The organism is Faecalibacillus faecis (assembly GCF_003024675.1).
GTDB lineage: Bacteria > Bacillota_I > Bacilli_A > Erysipelotrichales > Coprobacillaceae > Faecalibacillus > Faecalibacillus faecis.
This window is the reverse complement of record NZ_PYLP01000003.1, coordinates 151536-167889: the sequence shown is the minus strand read 5'-3', so window position 1 is coordinate 167889 and position 16354 is coordinate 151536. Positions and strand designations below refer to the sequence as shown.

20 protein-coding genes are annotated in these 16354 nt (G+C 38.1%); 2 read left to right on the top strand and 18 right to left on the bottom strand.

Going from position 1 to position 16354, the window contains the following annotated elements; genetic code table 11:
• Nucleotides 1-7 precede the first annotated feature (7 nt).
• From C7U55_RS04250 to C7U55_RS04220, 6 genes are all read right to left on the bottom strand, one after another.
• Entirely contained in the window at nt 8-766 is a 759-nt protein-coding gene (locus C7U55_RS04250; RefSeq protein ID WP_106987479.1) for a TatD family hydrolase, read from the bottom strand.
• 256 nt (nt 767-1022) lie between these two features.
• Entirely contained in the window at nt 1023-1463 is a 441-nt protein-coding gene (locus C7U55_RS04245) for an Hsp20/alpha crystallin family protein (RefSeq protein ID WP_106987478.1), read from the bottom strand.
• 273 nt (nt 1464-1736) lie between these two features.
• The gene (locus tag C7U55_RS04240) at nt 1737-2954 is read right to left on the bottom strand and encodes a tyrosine-type recombinase/integrase (RefSeq protein ID WP_106987477.1); all 1218 of its coding nucleotides are present in this window, start codon (nt 2952-2954) and stop codon (nt 1737-1739) included.
• Nucleotides 2955-3058: 104 nt separating this feature from the next.
• Nucleotides 3059-3253 carry a hypothetical protein gene (locus C7U55_RS04235; protein WP_005423220.1) on the bottom strand — a complete coding sequence of 65 codons (195 nt, stop codon included), beginning with the start codon at nt 3251-3253 and terminating at the stop codon, nt 3059-3061.
• A 457-nt stretch (nt 3254-3710) separates the two neighbouring features.
• Entirely contained in the window at nt 3711-3950 is a 240-nt protein-coding gene (locus C7U55_RS04225; RefSeq protein WP_106987476.1) for a helix-turn-helix domain-containing protein, read from the bottom strand.
• Nucleotides 3940-4371, bottom strand: a complete 432-nt coding sequence (locus C7U55_RS04220; protein ID WP_044925118.1) for an RNA polymerase sigma factor — start codon at nt 4369-4371, stop codon at nt 3940-3942. The genes C7U55_RS04225 and C7U55_RS04220 overlap by 11 nt, the downstream gene beginning before the upstream one ends.
• A gap of 498 nt (nt 4372-4869) precedes the next feature.
• On the opposite strand from C7U55_RS04220, the gene C7U55_RS04215 reads away from it, so the two are divergent.
• Nucleotides 4870-5229 (top strand): helix-turn-helix transcriptional regulator, encoded by a 360-nt coding sequence (locus tag C7U55_RS04215; protein ID WP_055158670.1) that lies wholly within the window; start codon nt 4870-4872, stop codon nt 5227-5229.
• 71 nt (nt 5230-5300) lie between these two features.
• On the opposite strand, the gene C7U55_RS04210 is transcribed toward C7U55_RS04215, so the two are convergent.
• The 7 genes from C7U55_RS04210 to C7U55_RS04180 all read right to left on the bottom strand — a co-directional run bounded on the left by C7U55_RS04210 (nt 5301) and on the right by C7U55_RS04180 (nt 8647).
• Nucleotides 5301-5780 (bottom strand): MGMT family protein, encoded by a 480-nt coding sequence (locus C7U55_RS04210; protein ID WP_055158669.1) that lies wholly within the window; start codon nt 5778-5780, stop codon nt 5301-5303.
• A 178-nt stretch (nt 5781-5958) separates the two neighbouring features.
• A complete protein-coding gene (locus tag C7U55_RS04205; protein ID WP_081021270.1) occupies nt 5959-6144 on the bottom strand; it encodes a cysteine-rich KTR domain-containing protein in 186 nt (61 codons plus the stop codon).
• A gap of 115 nt (nt 6145-6259) precedes the next feature.
• Complete coding sequence (locus tag C7U55_RS04200; RefSeq protein WP_055158668.1) at nt 6260-6871, bottom strand: methyltransferase family protein; 612 nt, start codon at nt 6869-6871, stop codon at nt 6260-6262.
• A gap of 5 nt (nt 6872-6876) precedes the next feature.
• A complete protein-coding gene (locus C7U55_RS04195) occupies nt 6877-7290 on the bottom strand; it encodes a hypothetical protein (RefSeq protein WP_106987475.1) in 414 nt (137 codons plus the stop codon).
• On the bottom strand, nt 7283-7732 hold the full coding sequence (locus C7U55_RS04190) for a LytTR family DNA-binding domain-containing protein (protein ID WP_158293293.1): 450 nt from the start codon (nt 7730-7732) through the stop codon (nt 7283-7285). Before C7U55_RS04190 ends, C7U55_RS04195 begins: the two co-directional genes overlap by 8 nt.
• 117 nt (nt 7733-7849) lie before the next feature.
• The gene (locus C7U55_RS04185; RefSeq protein ID WP_055158614.1) at nt 7850-8074 is read right to left on the bottom strand and encodes a hypothetical protein; all 225 of its coding nucleotides are present in this window, start codon (nt 8072-8074) and stop codon (nt 7850-7852) included.
• Nucleotides 8075-8179: 105 nt separating this feature from the next.
• Nucleotides 8180-8647 carry a hypothetical protein gene (locus tag C7U55_RS04180; protein WP_106987473.1) on the bottom strand — a complete coding sequence of 156 codons (468 nt, stop codon included), beginning with the start codon at nt 8645-8647 and terminating at the stop codon, nt 8180-8182.
• Nucleotides 8648-8774: 127 nt separating this feature from the next.
• Here C7U55_RS04180 and C7U55_RS04175 point away from each other — a divergent pair, with 127 nt between their 5' ends.
• On the top strand, nt 8775-9305 hold the full coding sequence (locus C7U55_RS04175) for a PadR family transcriptional regulator (protein ID WP_055158612.1): 531 nt from the start codon (nt 8775-8777) through the stop codon (nt 9303-9305).
• 76 nt (nt 9306-9381) lie between these two features.
• Here C7U55_RS04175 and C7U55_RS04170 read toward each other — a convergent pair whose 3' ends face one another.
• The 5 genes from C7U55_RS04170 to C7U55_RS04150 are packed head-to-tail and all read right to left on the bottom strand — an operon-like array spanning nt 9382 to nt 16264.
• Entirely contained in the window at nt 9382-10284 is a 903-nt protein-coding gene (locus tag C7U55_RS04170; protein ID WP_106987472.1) for a conjugal transfer protein, read from the bottom strand.
• A gap of 14 nt (nt 10285-10298) precedes the next feature.
• Nucleotides 10299-11306 carry a bifunctional lytic transglycosylase/C40 family peptidase gene (locus tag C7U55_RS04165; RefSeq protein ID WP_106987471.1) on the bottom strand — a complete coding sequence of 336 codons (1008 nt, stop codon included), beginning with the start codon at nt 11304-11306 and terminating at the stop codon, nt 10299-10301.
• On the bottom strand, nt 11303-13438 hold the full coding sequence (locus C7U55_RS04160) for a CD3337/EF1877 family mobilome membrane protein (RefSeq protein WP_106987470.1): 2136 nt from the start codon (nt 13436-13438) through the stop codon (nt 11303-11305). Before C7U55_RS04160 ends, C7U55_RS04165 begins: the two co-directional genes overlap by 4 nt.
• Nucleotides 13435-15888, bottom strand: coding sequence for a conjugal transfer ATPase TcpF (gene tcpF, locus C7U55_RS04155; protein WP_106987469.1), 2454 nt, complete (start codon nt 15886-15888; stop codon nt 13435-13437). Before tcpF ends, C7U55_RS04160 begins: the two co-directional genes overlap by 4 nt.
• Nucleotides 15875-16264, bottom strand: a complete 390-nt coding sequence (locus C7U55_RS04150; protein ID WP_005611098.1) for a conjugal transfer protein — start codon at nt 16262-16264, stop codon at nt 15875-15877. The genes tcpF and C7U55_RS04150 overlap by 14 nt, the downstream gene beginning before the upstream one ends.
• Between the last annotated feature and the right edge of the window lie 90 nt (nt 16265-16354).

Here is a 16354-nt window from a genome sequence, read left to right as displayed (position 1 = left end):
TTTCCTCCTATTTAATACCAAATATTTTTTTGGCATTAAACGTTGTCTGACTTGCAACGCTTTCTATCTCCATGTTCTTTAGCTTCGCTATTTCCTGGGCAATATACACAACATTTGCAGGCTCATTTAAACTACCACGATATGGATGTGGTGTTAAATAAGGACAGTCGGTTTCAATTAATAAATGCTCTAAACCTATCTTTTCTGCCACATCTTTAGGAACTCTTGCATTTTTAAAAGTAACTGGTCCAGCCAAAGAGATATAAAAACCTAAATCAATAAATCTCTTAGCCATTTCTACCGATCCACTATAGCAATGCATAATTCCTGAATGTCCATTTTTTTTAAGCACTTCATAAGTATCTTCATAAGCATCTCTGCAATGGATAATTATTGGTTTTTGATGTTTTTTAGCAAGATCAACTTGTAGTTGAAAAATTTCTTTTTGTTTATCACTAGGAACATCATCCCAATAATAATCGAGTCCGATTTCACCAAGTGCTACGACTTTTGGTTCGTTTAAGTACTCATCGATGATTTGTAAATCTTGAGTAGTTGTGTTTAAACAGTCATTTGGTCCAATACCTACAGCAGCATAGATAAAGTCATATTCTTTCGCAATTTCGACTGCCTTTTTGGAAGACTCAAGATCATACCCTACAACAACCATCATTTCTACTTGATTGTCTAAAGCATGTTTTATAAATTCATCTCTGTTTTCATATAATTGTTCACTGTTTAAATGACAATGTGTATCAAAGTACATAAATCTCACCCCGGTGAATACTAACAAAATATCATAACTTTGTCAAATTTCTAAAAGATTTCATTCATTCAAAAAATATTTTAGTCCATTTTATCGGTTTTTTTTTAATGAACAAAAATATATTCTGTCATATTTTAGGATTTAAACAAATATATGCTTATAAATATGGTATTTTATAAAGGGCTCATTATACTATATGCTTCTTTTTATTATTTATGACAAAAAAAAGAAACCCTTGCGGATTTCTCATATTTTATTATTCAATACTTATTGTAGAAGTGTTTTCAATTTGTTTCATATCTGATTTAGGTACTGATAAACGAAGTACTCCTCCTTCATATTTAGCTTTGATATCTTCTTTTGGGATATCTCCTAAATAGAAGCTTCGTGTCATATTTCCAACATATCTTTCTTGTCGGATATAATGTCCTTCTTTATCTTTTTCATCTTTATCTAATCCCTTGCTTGTAGATATTGTCAAATATCCATTTTCATAGCTGACATTGATATCTTCTTTCTTGAAGCCTGGTAAATCGATATCTACTTCATAAGTCGTATCAGTTTCCCTGACATCTGTCTTCATCATATTTCTTGCATGTTTTCCATACAATGGATTTTTCTTTCCAAAGAAATTTTCATCGAAATCATTAAAGAAATCATCAAATAAGTTTTCTGTAAATAAGCTAGGCATCATCATAAGTCATTTCCCCTTTCAATATAAATGCTTAGTCATTAGCATCGTTACTTCAAGCGGTGTTAACTCTTGAAACTAGGATCTTTTTAATACCTTTCCTAATTTCTAAATACATTATAGTTCTTACTTTTAGCACTGTCAATAGATGAGTGCTAATTATTTGAGATTTTTTTTGCAAACCTTGATTTTACGAGGTTTGCAACACTTTTTCTTCCTTATAATCATCACTTTTTCTTGATTTGACACCATTTTGACACCAATTTTTTATTTTTGGTGTCAGCTAATTGCTACGCTTTCCAGCCTTGTGATTTCACTCTCAATTCTGGACATCTCACTTACATGGTTATATACGTCCATTGTTACATCTATATGGGCGTGTCCCATAATATATTGAAGAACTTTTACGTCTATCCTCTTTTCTGCCATTCTGGTACAAGCCGTATGTCGCATAATGTGAGCAGATACCTTTGGTAACAATTCAGCATTTCTATGTTCAGTCTTTGCAATTTGAACTTCTTTTTTGTTATATGCGTCTACAATATTATATAAGATATTGTTTATCGCATTAGGCATGAGCGGTCTGCCGGACTTCGCCATAAAAATGAATCCTTTATAACCATCTATCTCAACATCTTTTCCTTTTTGAAGCATGAAGTTTAATTTCTTTTGTTCTTCAAATGCTCTTTGTACATCTGATGTCATAGGGATAGTTCGGATTCCAGAATCTGTCTTTGGCGTGGAAATATGGAATTTATAGCCATCTCCTAAATCTTTATAAATCAACTGATGGTCAATACTTACCACTTTTGTTCTGCCATCTACATCTTCCCAAGTCAATCCAATCAGTTCTCCGCACCTTACACCTGTTCCTAACATGATTCTAAGCATTGGATAATAGGTATTGTATACTTGATTATTTTTCACAAATTCCAGCATTTTTTCCTGTTGTAAAACTGTTAAGGCAATACGTTCTTCTGCCTGTCTACCATAATCACTGATAGAAAACTTTGCCGGATTTTTGCGGATAATATCATCATCAACAGCCATTTCCAGTGCCGGATAAATCATATTGTTAATAAATTTTATTGTAGAATATGCGTATCCTGCTTTAGAAAGTTTTGAGTAAAACGATTTGATGTGTGATGGTAAAATCTGAACAACCTTGATGTTTCCAATTTCATCTTTGACACGATTCTCCCATGTTTTCAGATAATTTGCTCTAGTGGATTCTTTCAGCTCCCTAGTAGACATATATCTTTCAAACAATTTATTAAGAGTAAGTTTTTTGATTGCTCCATCCGTTAAAATGTTATCTTCCAAGTCTTTTGCAATCTGCTTTTCCTTTTCCCTTAATTCCGGTAAATCTCTTGCATATACTGTCAGACGCTTTCCGCTTCTTATATCTGTATAACGGTAACTGTATCTACCATCTTTACGCCAGCTTTCGCCCTCTCTTAATTTTCTTCCTTTATGGTCTTTTCTGCTATTTGCCATGAGAAACATTCCTTTCTGTAATAGCCCTCTTTTTGTTCTCATGACGTGGTTATGTCTGTAAATATTATACCATATATCACAAGAAACATAAATGAAAAAGGGTGTTATTCTTCCAGATATGAGAGGTAATTTTTAACTTTTTCTACCGAATAAAGAACCCTACGTCCAATCACAATTTTTGCTCCTGCCTGTTCTCCAATCTTTCTTGCAGTAGCATGACCACAAGATAACATTGCAGATAATTTATCTATATTTACCGTTATCGGCTGTGAGGTTGGTCTTTCTTTTGTTTTGTTCATCTGTCAGTCCTCCTTTTACCGACCTGTATTATCGTCATTTTCTGCACACCAGTAAAAGTATCACTCTCCTTTACCATGTGCTTTTTACAAGCAATCAGACGGCTTCGGCAAGCTCCGCTGGTATCTCAACCATTCCCATTCCTGTGGGCTGAACCGTGTCATACGGGTGTATCATTATCCTGTGTTGCAGGTCATGGCAGAACGACTTTTCCAACGGTCGCTCCCAGATCATTGCATGAATCGCTATCTCCCGATTGGAAAAGTCACGGCGTACAACCTCTGATGGCTCACTGCAAGCACAAACGTATCTGACTGCTTTATTCACTTGTCAAAGAACTGTTAGGCTCTTGTCAGCCTGTATCAATTCATTTTTACAAATGGACTGATACAGAATGGCAAGAAAAAGCGGAACAGGAAAGAGGGGAGTTTGTTAAATCATGCTCCGCTCAAAGATTATTTAATGTTCGTCTATTTCAAATTCACATATCATTTTCAAAAGGGCTTCTCTGATACGCCCCTTTAATTCCATATCAACCACAATGTATACGTTGCCGTATTCATCGTAAAACGGGCGTAAACAGCATTTTGATATGTAGGCTTCATAGAACAGCAACAGCTTTTCTATGGCGTTTTCGTTACCGTCCACGGTTGATGATATGAGAAAAAATGATGGAAGTGTGTGTTGCTTATTCTTCATTTGTTTTCTTCTCCTTTAACTGCTTTCTGATTTCTTCAAGTGAATTTCTTCTGTGCCTGTATGATGTACTTCGGTTGATGTTCAGCTTTTCGCCTATCTCCGAATCGCTCATATCCAAGAAGAAAAACATCAATACAATGTTCCGGCTCTGCTCCGGCAACTGTTTCAGTGCTTCTGCAAGTTCTTCGTCAAGTACACGGATTTCTGTACCGCACACATCGAATGTTGTATATTCACTTTCGTAATCGTCCCATACAATCAATTTCTCAACAACAATCTCTGGAAGCTCACAAAAGGATACTTCTTTTGCCTGTCGTCTGGCTAATTCCTTGCGGTAATTACGGACAATGCCTTTCACAACCTTTTTGAGCTTACAGTCAAATTGACACTGTATTGTCTTTTGGAAGTCTGATGGTTTCAAAATCACACCCCCTTTCGCTATGAAGTAAAAAGTATGTATCCCTCTTTCCGCACCATATCTGTACGGCAAGGTGTGATTTGTTGCAGGATTGAAAAAAATTTTTGTAAATATGAAAACAGCCTATTTGCACCAATAACAAATAGACTGTTTTTAAAACATCTGATATATGAGTTTTTAATTCATGTTCAAGGACTGATGATGTACTAAGAAAAAGACGGAATAAATTCGGTTGTCGGTATAGATTGCCTGTTTTACTTAGAATCACAAATTGCTCCTTGACCCGAGCAAGCCTGTGAAAATAGAAAAAGGACAGCTCTGGTTATACCAAAACCGTCCTAATATTTTTGGACATTATAAAACAGATTACCCACAGAACGGTTTTTTTTATTTACCGAACGAGGTAATATTTTTGTTTGAATTTACAATGCATATAATATGAGTTTTTAACACATTCTAATCACATGACATGAAGTATAAACTCATGCTAGGTGATTAAAAATGAGAAAAAAGAAAGATACACACAGCTTTGATTTTCGTCCTTTAGGACTGGCAATCAGAGAAGCCAGAGAGAAAGCAGGGCTTTCCAGAAATGATTTAGGCGATAAAGTCTTTTACGGAGAACGTCATATCGCAGATATTGAAAATATCGGGAAACACCCTAGCTTTCAGTTGTTCCATGATTTAGTTACCATGTTCAATATATCTGTTGACGAGTATTTCTATCCAGCAAAAAATATTGAAAAAAGCACAACCCGCCGTCAGATAGATTCGTCACTTGATTTATTGAGTGATAACGAATTAAAAATTATTCAAGGTACGATTGACGGTATCTTGAACAGCAGAGAGAATAAGAAGTAATTTGCTTCTTATTTTCTCTGTTTTTCTATACAGGTACTTTAACACCTATGAACATGAAAGGAAAAACTTACCTATTTCAAATCAAAGAGAAAAGTTTCATAGTCCTTTACATAGTACCGTATATTTTTTCGCCCTTTTTGAATAATAGTGTGTCCCTCTGATTCTAATTTTTCTTTTTGTGCCTCAATGCCATTTGGATATTTAGCATTCAGTTCTCCGTTCGCTTTTAATGTTCTCCAATAAGGCGTTTCATCTTCGGAACGCTGATAACTAGCCCATGCCACAATAGAAACAAAAATTCCTGCTGTAATCGGTTCTGTAAAATCTGCACCACTCAACTCCGCAAAGTATTCTCGTATTGTCCCAACAGTAATCACTTTACCATAAGGGACTTTTTTCATTACTCTGTCATAGTCAATTGGCGGAGCAAAATACATTTTACTTCCACCATATTTTTCAATGCTTTTCTGGTCTGTAATGATTTGAAATTTTGGCATATCCTTGTTATCGTGCAACATAGCATTAAAATCTTTTTTATCTTCGTTTGCCATTTCTGCCACCTCCTGCTTTAAGAATAATCTGTTTGTCATTCCTATGCAATGAGACTGTTTGAAAAATTTGTTGATTTTCGATTTGTATATTTCTTAATTCATGCTATATCATAACTAAACACAGAATCATGGAATTAAAAAATGAGCCGACAATCTATAAGTTACAATAACTTACAAATTATCGGCTCTGCGTCTTAGCGTCTGGCTCTCTGATAATTATATTTCCACGTTTCATATTGATTATAGTTTCTTGTTTGCACTTCGGACAGAATAACGGAAAATTTATCAATTCTGTATCGTTCCGTATTTTGGTTCGTGTCTTATTGTTACAAATAGGGCAAAACACCCATGATTGATTACTCATAAAAGCTCCTCTCATATTCGCTTAATCTTACAAATTTATTCTACAAATTTTATTTTTTCATAAAAAATAACTAGTCAATACCATTACTAAAGTTATCTCCAAGACATCAGCAATTTTAATATATATACGGAAAAAGTTTATATGTTTTTTCTTTATATAAGTTATATTCTTTAAAATATTTTTGTAAAACTGCTTCTTCAACATTTATTCTTATTTGATAGCAAACAAAGCTACAAATAGCAACTATCAATATAGCAGGGATATTCTTTAACGCAATACTCACGCCCAATAATGACAGAATACTTCCAGTGTAGGCAGGGTGGCGTACAAATTTATACATACCATTTGTTATTAGCTGTTGTTCTTTACTAATCTGAACATTTAATGTAAATGCCTTTTTTAAAGTTAAAACAGCTTTTATACGAATACAAATCCCGACTGCTATAATTAACATACCAATTTTTGCAAAGTAAGCAGGCAACGTCAATTCTCTTATGCAAAATGGAGCTTTTTGACTGATACATAGAAAACTAATTATCAAACAAAATACAAAATTTAAATATAACAACCATTTCGTTCCTAAATCTCTAGTGTCAATTTTTTCAGTTCTATTTTGCTTTGAACGTGTATAAAAGAAAATAAATATTTCGGAAATAAGTAAACACATTAGCAACACATTAAATATATAATATTCAATAGCACTATTAAATTTTGTCATATCGCCCATTACTATTACCTCTTATTCCTTAATTTTAAAAATTTGTTTATTTCATCAGCTTGTCTTTTGGAAATATGATAAAAATAGCAATGAATAGCTATCATAATTAAAATATAGACACATGAATACCATGTAATGTTAATTGCACTAAACGCAAACCATTTACCTATAAATGCCACACCAATGGTTATTGGATATAATATAATCATTTCAGCAATAAAGTGATATATATATTTGCTAAAATCTATAAATGATAGAATCCAATCGACAATCACTGACACCATAAGATAAACAAACACCTGCAAAATAAAGAAACAAAATCTGTCTTTAGAATATCCTGCTATAATATTGCTTATCGTTGCATACAAAATAATAAATGTAAATGCCATAGAAAATGCAGGAAGATATGTCCTTAAAAATTTATTCATAATAGCCACTCCTTATCTTATCTCTTAGAATAGGAATATATTTTCTTGAAACAATTAGATTTTCTTCATTGTTAAGTTCTGCCAATAATCTGTGGTTAGGGTAAGGTTTAACACAGACCAGACAAGAAATATTCAATAAGGCTGTTTTGCTTATCCTTACAACATTTGACCTTATTAAATCTTGTTCAATAGCAGAAAGTGTCTTTTTACATTCAAATATTTTTTGTTGAGTGTACATAAATGTTTTTTTATCAACAGTTTCAAAATACAAGACTTCATTTAATGGTATCTGATACAGCTTTTTTTCAAAAATTCCTTGTATAAGATATTCTTGTTGACGGATATATTGAACAATCCGATTTAAAGGTTGGGTCATACTTGAATATCGTATATCTATTTCCGGTTCAGCCAAATCTTTTTTTTCCAATAGTTGCAGTTTCAATATGCTTTCCTCCATGTACTTTAATAGAAGTTTAATATTTCTCCAAAACAGTCGCAAGCACTTTAAGTTCAAATACCCTTAACAGTATGTAAAATACCCACATTCCACTTTATTCAATTAAAGTTTTATTTCCTTTGTAATTTTATAGATATATTCCTCTGGCGTGGGACGCTTATTTCCAAACAGCTTTTTGAAATTCGCCTGTACCTCTGGGTCTGTACTGTTCATGGCTTCATCAATAGTAACCTGTATATTTTCCCTTAATTCCGATACAGAGACACCGCTTGCCTTTGCACCAGCCTTTAAGATTTTTTTCATATCTCCTTTTTTTAGTCCTATCATGTAATACCCCCATGTAATCTTATTTTCTAGCCATCACTAAATAACTGGATTTATTTTTCGATACTGTATAACTTTTATAATCTGTCATAAGTAAATCCCTTCCCGCTAATATCGTTCAATATTTCCATTATAGTTATGAGCTTTTTCAAGAAGTGGACCTTTCGCCCCCATTGTAAATGCAATATCGCTACTTCTAATACACAACAATTCATTTCCTATATCAAGATTCAACTGTTCTAATAGTTGTAATGTAAATTGAATACTACCATTTTCCTTTAGAGGAAGCCACGCATATTTTCGTCCTTTATATGTAACCAATGTTCCTTGTGGAATAGACTGTTTTTCTAACTGTGGACACTCATGTAAAATATGACTTAATTTTGACGTAGATAATAGAGGATATGTCGTTACGCAAAACCCACCCGTAACCTTACTTCCTGTAAAAATAATGATTTTATCATCATTGAGCACTTGATATTCTTCAAGTGCTTGCGTTGGAAATTGAACGGTTAAATCATCATGTATCAAAGATAGTCCAAATACGAATTTTCCACCTTTATTTAATTGTGGCATAAGCACACTCCTTTCTCTTTCATTTTCCAGATATTCGTGTTATAATTAAGCTAGAGTAATATAATATAATACTACTCTATATATAGAGTAGCTTAAATCATTGTATTTGTCAAGGAGTGTGAAATATATGTTATCAAAATCAGCTACTATGCTTTTAGGGCTTATTACTCACCAACCACTTAATGCCTATGAAATTGTTAAAACTTTAGACTACATGAATATCAAGTATTGGTTCAATATTGGAACGTCTACTGTATATGCCACAATTAAAACTCTAGAGAAAAAGCAATATCTCGTTGGTGAAATACAGAAGGACGGTAATATGCCCGATAAAACTGTTTATTCAATCACGGAACAAGGAAAAGCAGTATTTTTGGAGACTTTGCGAACTTCTTTTTTGAAGTTCGATTATGATACGAATATTTTTTCTATCACAGCATTTTTCCTTGATTGTTTACCAGAAAAAGAACAAAAGACGCTGTTAGAACAGCGTATGACCGTTTTACAAGAATATCTTGCTGGTATTCAAAAACAACATACAGAAGAATGGGAAAAACAAGTTAATCCATATCATGTTGCCAATCTACAACGTATGACGGATATTGTCTTAGCTGAAATTAGCGGTACAGAACGACTTTTTAAAGCTACAACAAAATAGAATATATGGAAAAAAGGCTTGCGGAGCATACTATATAGAGTATGACGCAAGCCTTTTTTTAGCATTTTTTACAAACTTATTCTACAATCTTCCAGTTATCGTCCTTATGAAGCACCAGCTCATACTGTGAGATTTGTGTCATTTTCGACTTGTTATCCAGATACTTCACAGACACACTGACCTTAAGATTATCGCCATCTTTGGTAAAAACAGGATTTACCAGCTCCGAAAATACATAATCGCCGGATACAGGAGCAAGCACACCATCTTTGACATAATAGGCAAGTTCTTTTTCCGTAGCTGTCGGATACAGCTTAAAGAATGTTTCCAAGAAAGCGGTAGCGTCCTTGACGGTATCGGAACTGACACTGACATCTGCTTCCTGTACTTTCGGTTCATACTTTGATTTCTGTACCGCCGGAGCAAGGGTTGGATTCTGGGTAATGACCATTGCACCGTCCTTATCCACATGAACGGTCACGGTGTAGTTTTCTGTGACTGCCTGTGTCTGTTCTCCCTCTTTTACCTGCTGATCTACTTCGTAGGCAACGGTAAAATCGTCCGTTCCAGACTGTTCTATATTCCAGACCAGCACATTTGTAACGGTCGCACTGGTTGGTATGTCCGTTCTGATGGTATCAGCGTTCAAGTCCTGTAATTCTTTGGTAAGGTATTTACTGATTTCTGTTGTCCTTGCTTCAATGGCTTCCTTGCTGGTATCCCATGAGTAGTAGGCTTTCGCAAAGTTCTTGACGAAATTCTCAATACCGTTGGTATCGTTCAATCTTAACTGAATGATTTCTTTTTCATGTACCGTGTGGGTGTCAATGGCGGTAAAGTTCTTATACACACCAAAGCTGGTGCTTGCCAGAAGCACCGCCCACAAAAGCAGAACAGATTTCTTATGTGTACCGACTTTCATGGTACGCACCTTCTTATTCTTAGGTGCTTTCTCTGTTTTTTCTTTTTTCTTAAACATATTTCAAGTCCTTTCTATTGTTTGATTCTTCCGGCACAAATGATGTGCTGTTGCCAGTAGGCAGAGGTCAAATCGGTATAGCCGATTGGATTTCCGGCATGATACATCTGATTGTTCCCTACATAGATTCCTACATGGGTAACATAGTCACTGGTATTGTAGGTGGAATGGAAAAAGACCAAATCGCCAGCCTGTGCCTGTGACAATGGGATATGCTGGGTTGCGTCATACTGTGCCTGTGCGGTTCGTGGCAGACTGATTCCGGCTTTTCCGTAGCACCACTGGGTAAGACCAGAACAGTCAAAAGAGGTGTTCGGGTTACTGCCACCGTAGACATACTTCCAGCCTTGATATTTCAACGCTTCATTCATAACCGCCTGTACCGTTTCATTGCTGAACTGTTTTATGTTCAGATATTGGTTGACCAGCTCCACATAGAACATGTTCCCGTAGTTATAACGCCAGCCACCATTTTTACTGACCGCTATCGGGTTCGTATAGGTCACTTTTGTACCGCCAGATTTATTCTTTGCGAAATTCTCCGCAAGATTGAAGCTGTGCTTTTTTCCGTTCTTCGCCACATAGTCTGCATAGCCACCACCATAGTTATAAGACTGAATGACCACGTTAATGTCATTCATGCCTTTGGCTTTACAGGAAGAAAGCAGGGACGCAAAATATTTACACCCCTGCTTTATGGATTCTTCTGTACTTAATGAGTTTGGCGGTAGTCCCAGACTTTCACTGGACTGCATGACATCAGTAGCCGTACCGCCACTTTCCACCTGTATGATGGCAAGCAGGACGTTCACATACTCCGAGATACCGTTTTCTCTGGCGTATTTTTCTACCATCGGCTGATGTTTGAGGACATCAGCTGACAGGTTCATGCCAGAATAGACAGGCGAATAGCTGTTTGAACTGTCGTCATCTTCGCCGGAAATCAATATCCCGAAAAAGAGGACGATGGAGAAAAGGACTGGAAATATCGTACCTATGATAAGGATACGCTTTAATCTCATTTCTTCCGTCCTTTCTCTGGTTGCTTCGTAACAGTCTTACGATTTTGTTTTTGGTTGACCTGTTTCTGTATGGTTGTTTTCTTTTGATTACTTCTGGATTCCACTACATTTGGCTGGTTCGTTCTGGTAACACCTTTGACCTGTTGTTCCTGTCTGATATTGGTTCGGACAGTTTCTTTTCCAGCCTTGACTTCTACATTTTTTATCACAGGAGAAGTAGCAGGACGCTTCATATCCGGCTTTATGACCGTATCGGTCTGTGCTGTTTTTGGAACAGGTGTGGCAACAGGGCGTTCATGGCTTCTGGTAGCTCCGGCTGTCGCTGATCCATTCGCATGAACTGTCTGCCTTGCTTCCTGTGCTTTCTGTAATTCCTGCTTTTTCTGTGAGATATTTTCCCTGTGCAGGTTGCGTTTCTGTGTACGCTGTTCCTGTCGGTTTTCCCGTTCTTCCACAACGCCACGCTTAAAGTCCGATACATTATCCTTTGCTTTCTGTTTGACAAAGTGGACGGCATAACCAGCCTGTGTCGGCAGGTCTTTCACATTTTCTTTCAGAGAGGAAGCATTGTCACGGACTTTATTTTTCGTATCCATCACAGCACCTACCGCAGAACCGACACGGCTTCCCATGCTGGCAGTAGTATTTTCACGTTTCTTTGGCGGTTGGTTCGTTGCTGGCTTTCCGGCTCTGGCAACACTTGCACCAGCCACTGCACCTGCAACACTTCCAGCACCGACAGCCCTTACAATCCTGTGTTCCATACGTCTTGCCCGATGTCGCATGAACACCATAGGTCTACGGAATATCCGGCGACCTATCTGCTGGCTGTCATTCGCATTAAGGCTGAACATACTCATTAGTTCTCCGAGCTTCATATAGATTCCGGCAAAGCAGATTATCTGCAAAAACGCCACCATGAAGAACGGATAGTCCGTGGAAATGTTGTAGAACATACTGGAAATCGAAAATGCTACGGTCACAATCAGAGTGATTCCGGCTCTTGTCATAATGGCATTGAACACACGGACAACTGCCTGTTTTGCCATGTTCTCATAGGTCGGTATCATGGACATTAAAAAGCTGATAGGCAAAAACATGGCATATATGATAAAAAGTATCTGGGAAAATAACATCATGCCGGTAAGCAGGAAGATAAATATTGTGATACCGAGATTGAAAATGAGCAGGAAGAACACCATGCCAAGACGGTTGACGACCTGTGGAATGGTAAGGTTGTCATTGTCGTTATCCTCAATCTCTGTTTTCACAACATTTTCCCTTGTTTCCCCATCTTCGTCTGACGGGCTGGCAGATACCAGAGCTTCCACACGGTCAGCCCCGATTTCTTCGGTATCGCTGTTCCCGAACTGTAATAACAGCCACGGTTTTTCTACCTGTATCGCAAACAGGCTGTCACGGATAAGGTCTACACTGTCCTTGCCTTTGCTTTGTGAATCGGGGAGCATGATTTTTGTCCCCAAGTCCAGAGAAGCGGTGCTGATGTCCGAACTGAAATCATTGATTTTCTGGATATAATTGGGAGCATAAGCAATAAAGGACGCAGACACAATGAACACCACCACAAAGTTGATAACAGCGTGAAGTGCTTTGCTTGTTTCCCGTTTGAGAAGCCCTGTATAGGCGGTGTAAACACCTACAATCAGAATGATAATGAGCAGGAATCCCACATAGAATCCACTGCTGGAAAATCCGTTTTCGGTCACTCCGGCAAGTGTCTGGATACTTTTCCCGATACTGTCTGCCATGTCATTGATGAAGTCCAGCTTATACGCCTGTTGCACCACATATCCTGTGGCATTGCTAAGATACAGGCTGATTGTCCAGACAAAATTTGTGATACAGTAAAGCCCGTACTGCACCGATTTTCCAATGCCGTCCAGCCAGTTCCACGGTAGCCAAGACCAGCTATTGTCCACATAGAAATCAAGCTGATAGTTGGAAAGCGGATACTTTGAATACAGGTTGTCTGCATTGACCGTATCATCGACCAGTCCAGACGCATGAGCTACCGTCCCAAGCAGGGACAGCAGTACCAGCGTAACGGTCACGGCAAGCAGTACCAGTTTCAGTACATGGAATACCTTTTCTCTTGTGATAGATTTTATCATTCCAAATCCACCTCACTTTTTATCGGCGGTCTGGTATCAAAGGCATGGAGCAGTTCTACAAAGACAGGGTGTATCTGTACCACACCGACACGCCCGTATAAATCCTGCATTAAGCATTGTCCGTTCTCCAAATCCCTCAACCGTTTCTGGTTGTTTTCGTCCTCACTGTCCAGCCCGAAAAACTCTAAGGTCTGCTTGATTTCATTGGTATCTGTGGAGCGGAAAGCAAACTTTAAACCGATGTTATTTTTCAGACTTTCTTTCGATACGTCCCCAGAGGATTGTGTCACGAAATAAACTCCGGCGTTCATGGCTCTACCAGCACGCACCAGCTTGTTTGAGAGTGTTTCTCCTTGTGCCACATTTAAGAACGCCCATGCTTCGTCCAAGTCTACAATTTTAAAAATACTTCGGTCACTGTGAATAAAGTCAAGGGCAAAGGTACTGATAACAATTAAGATGGATACCGACAACAGCTCAATGGTCGTGTATTCCTCAAAGGTGGTATCCTTATCCGGCAGAACCAAATCTGCAACCTGTATGATATTGAGCTGGTTATCCAGACTGATTGCATTTTCCACCGAACCGTCCGAGAACAGAAGCTGTGTAAAGTCATAGTCGGTAAAACTTTCGATATGGTCTGCAATGTTACGGGATACGGCGGTATCCTCTTTTCGCAGTTCCTCAATGACCTGTAACAGCCCGTGGTTCTGATTCTGGGATACCGTACGGACAGCTTTTCTAAGGACAGGGAATTTTTCGCCGTCCCTTGAAGAAATTCCTGTAAGAAATGTCAGAATGTCGATGGCAAGACTTTCAGCGTCCTTGACATCTTTCATAATCACATACGGGTCTAACAGCCCTTGATTGCTGGAATCACTGGTAATGTTTACAATGTTGATTTCCTCTGCAATCTCCGGCAGTGTTTCTTTCCAGTTTCCACGCTCACTTTTCGGGTCTAGGATAACTGCCTGTCCACCGAACAGAACGGAATAATACACCAGCAGATTATTACAGAATGATTTTCCACCACCAAGCGAACCCACAAAGGCAGAAGCCAACGCATTTGTGACCGTACCTTTTACCCCTTGACTGGCAAGGGACGGTTGCAGGTAGACATTTCTTCCTGTATCCACGGAATATCCGATATAGATTCCTGTATTTTCTCCCAACATCTGGGTAGCACCGAAACCAAGTCCGGCTAAAAAGTCGGATTTCACATACTGGATATAATCATTGATATAACGTTTGCTGGCTGGAAGAAACTCTCCATGCAGTCCCATCATATCTCCGGCAGGGCGAACCAGCTTCACATTCAAATCATCGTAAAAGTCCTTGACTTCATCACAACGGCGTTTCAGTTCGTCAAGATCGGGTGCAGATACCCGTATGACGTAACTTAACTTGTACATACTTTCCTTGCTCTGGTCTAAATCTGTTTCCAGTTCATCGACACTGTCTAAGGCTTCCACCACATTTGAACTTGTTTCATTTCCGGCTTGATAGGCGTGATTGTCCAAGTCCTTTAATTCCTTTTTCTTATTACGGACAGTGGTTAAGGCTTTTTTATTTCCGACAATCTCAACATTCATGGACGTATCCACAGGGAATGTGAACTGCTGTTGCTGGAAATAAAAGATTTCCGATGATGGGAAGTCCAGTTCTCCGACAATCGCATTGACCGTAAAGTAGGATACATAGCTTTCGCTGTCCTCATGTTCCAGACGCAAATATCGCTGGCTTTCTTCCACCACACAACGGGTAGGACGGATAAGGTCATAATACTTAATCAGTGTTTCCCTTTTTAATTTTCTTTTTGGCAGAGGATACACATAATCTTCATAAGCTATCCCGTCCCTGCCGTAGAGGTGTTCCATCAGATAGGCAAAATCTTTGGCTTCCAGTCGGCGGATTTTGAATCTACGGGAGATTTTGTTTTCCAGCAGTTTTTCCATCTTCGCATAACGGTTGATTTCATCATTGCTCATGGAAACAAAGTCATTCATCAGCGTGTGCCTTACCTCATTCAAAAACTCACGGAATGTCAGAAATACCGATTTTTTGATGTTCTTCAGATTGACTTCGTCCTCTGTGACCATGAGCTTGAATCCCAGAAAGAAACGGTAATCTACTTGATTGTCGCCTATCATGGATACAAGGGCTTCGGTCTGGTCATCTATTTTCTGATAGGCGACTTCCTTTAATTTCCCCGTTACCAGCTTCTTTGACTGTTCCTGTATGCTTCGGATTGAGCTTTCGGTTGCAATCTGCAACGCATGAATCTTTCCCTCACGGGACTGTGCTATAAGCTGACGGAAGCTGTCATGCACAAGGTATTTCTGCTCTGGGGATAAGAATGAATAATTGTACGGTATCAGCTCATAGTAGGCGAACACCTCATTGTCCTTATTCCAGACAAGGTTATTGTCGATATATTTAATCGGGAACATAAGTCACACTCCTTACTGCCGTGATAGTTTCCTCAAATTTCTGCTTATGCAGGTTCACGGCTTTTCCGGCATAAGTCACTTTGGGACGCAGGGCATACAGAACCATCGTCTTGATGTAACTGTATGGCTTTTTCCCGTCAAAGGTTTTCTGTGACATAAACCATGTAAGGGCAACGGGAATCCCGAAATATTTCAAAAACGCACCCTCAATCATGGAAAGTGGCGGTACATCTGCAAACAGAATGATGATAAATTCCGTCAGCACGAACCATGTAATCTGGGTAAAGGTCACAGGGAATGGCAGGTTTACATCATTGATGGCATACAGTACCTTTTCCACATTCCAGATACTTGTATAACTTCGGATTTTCTTCACTTGTAAATGCTCCTTTCTTTATTTTCCTAACAACAGGGACAGCCGGATTTTCCAGACTGCCCCAAGAGAAAAGCTGACAGTAGCACCAGT

What these genes read in the sequence shown, in the direction of transcription:
- C7U55_RS04250 (WP_106987479.1), bottom strand. Translation starts at nt 766, where the DNA reads ATGTACTTTGATACACATTGTCATTTAAACAGTGAACAATTATATGAA.
- C7U55_RS04245 (WP_106987478.1), bottom strand. Translation starts at nt 1,463, where the DNA reads ATGATGATGCCTAGCTTATTTACAGAAAACTTATTTGATGATTTCTTT.
- C7U55_RS04240 (WP_106987477.1), bottom strand. Translation starts at nt 2,954, where the DNA reads ATGGCAAATAGCAGAAAAGACCATAAAGGAAGAAAATTAAGAGAGGGC.
- C7U55_RS04235 (WP_005423220.1), bottom strand. Translation starts at nt 3,253, where the DNA reads ATGAACAAAACAAAAGAAAGACCAACCTCACAGCCGATAACGGTAAAT.
- C7U55_RS04225 (WP_106987476.1), bottom strand. Translation starts at nt 3,950, where the DNA reads ATGAAGAATAAGCAACACACACTTCCATCATTTTTTCTCATATCATCA.
- C7U55_RS04215 (WP_055158670.1), top strand. Translation starts at nt 4,870, where the DNA reads ATGAGAAAAAAGAAAGATACACACAGCTTTGATTTTCGTCCTTTAGGA.
- C7U55_RS04210 (WP_055158669.1), bottom strand. Translation starts at nt 5,780, where the DNA reads ATGGCAAACGAAGATAAAAAAGATTTTAATGCTATGTTGCACGATAAC.
- C7U55_RS04205 (WP_081021270.1), bottom strand. Translation starts at nt 6,144, where the DNA reads ATGAGTAATCAATCATGGGTGTTTTGCCCTATTTGTAACAATAAGACA.
- C7U55_RS04200 (WP_055158668.1), bottom strand. Translation starts at nt 6,871, where the DNA reads ATGGGCGATATGACAAAATTTAATAGTGCTATTGAATATTATATATTT.
- C7U55_RS04195 (WP_106987475.1), bottom strand. Translation starts at nt 7,290, where the DNA reads ATGAATAAATTTTTAAGGACATATCTTCCTGCATTTTCTATGGCATTT.
- C7U55_RS04185 (WP_055158614.1), bottom strand. Translation starts at nt 8,074, where the DNA reads ATGATAGGACTAAAAAAAGGAGATATGAAAAAAATCTTAAAGGCTGGT.
- C7U55_RS04180 (WP_106987473.1), bottom strand. Translation starts at nt 8,647, where the DNA reads ATGCCACAATTAAATAAAGGTGGAAAATTCGTATTTGGACTATCTTTG.
- C7U55_RS04175 (WP_055158612.1), top strand. Translation starts at nt 8,775, where the DNA reads ATGTTATCAAAATCAGCTACTATGCTTTTAGGGCTTATTACTCACCAA.
- C7U55_RS04170 (WP_106987472.1), bottom strand. Translation starts at nt 10,284, where the DNA reads ATGTTTAAGAAAAAAGAAAAAACAGAGAAAGCACCTAAGAATAAGAAG.
- C7U55_RS04165 (WP_106987471.1), bottom strand. Translation starts at nt 11,306, where the DNA reads ATGAGATTAAAGCGTATCCTTATCATAGGTACGATATTTCCAGTCCTT.
- C7U55_RS04160 (WP_106987470.1), bottom strand. Translation starts at nt 13,438, where the DNA reads ATGATAAAATCTATCACAAGAGAAAAGGTATTCCATGTACTGAAACTG.
- tcpF (WP_106987469.1), bottom strand. Translation starts at nt 15,888, where the DNA reads ATGTTCCCGATTAAATATATCGACAATAACCTTGTCTGGAATAAGGAC.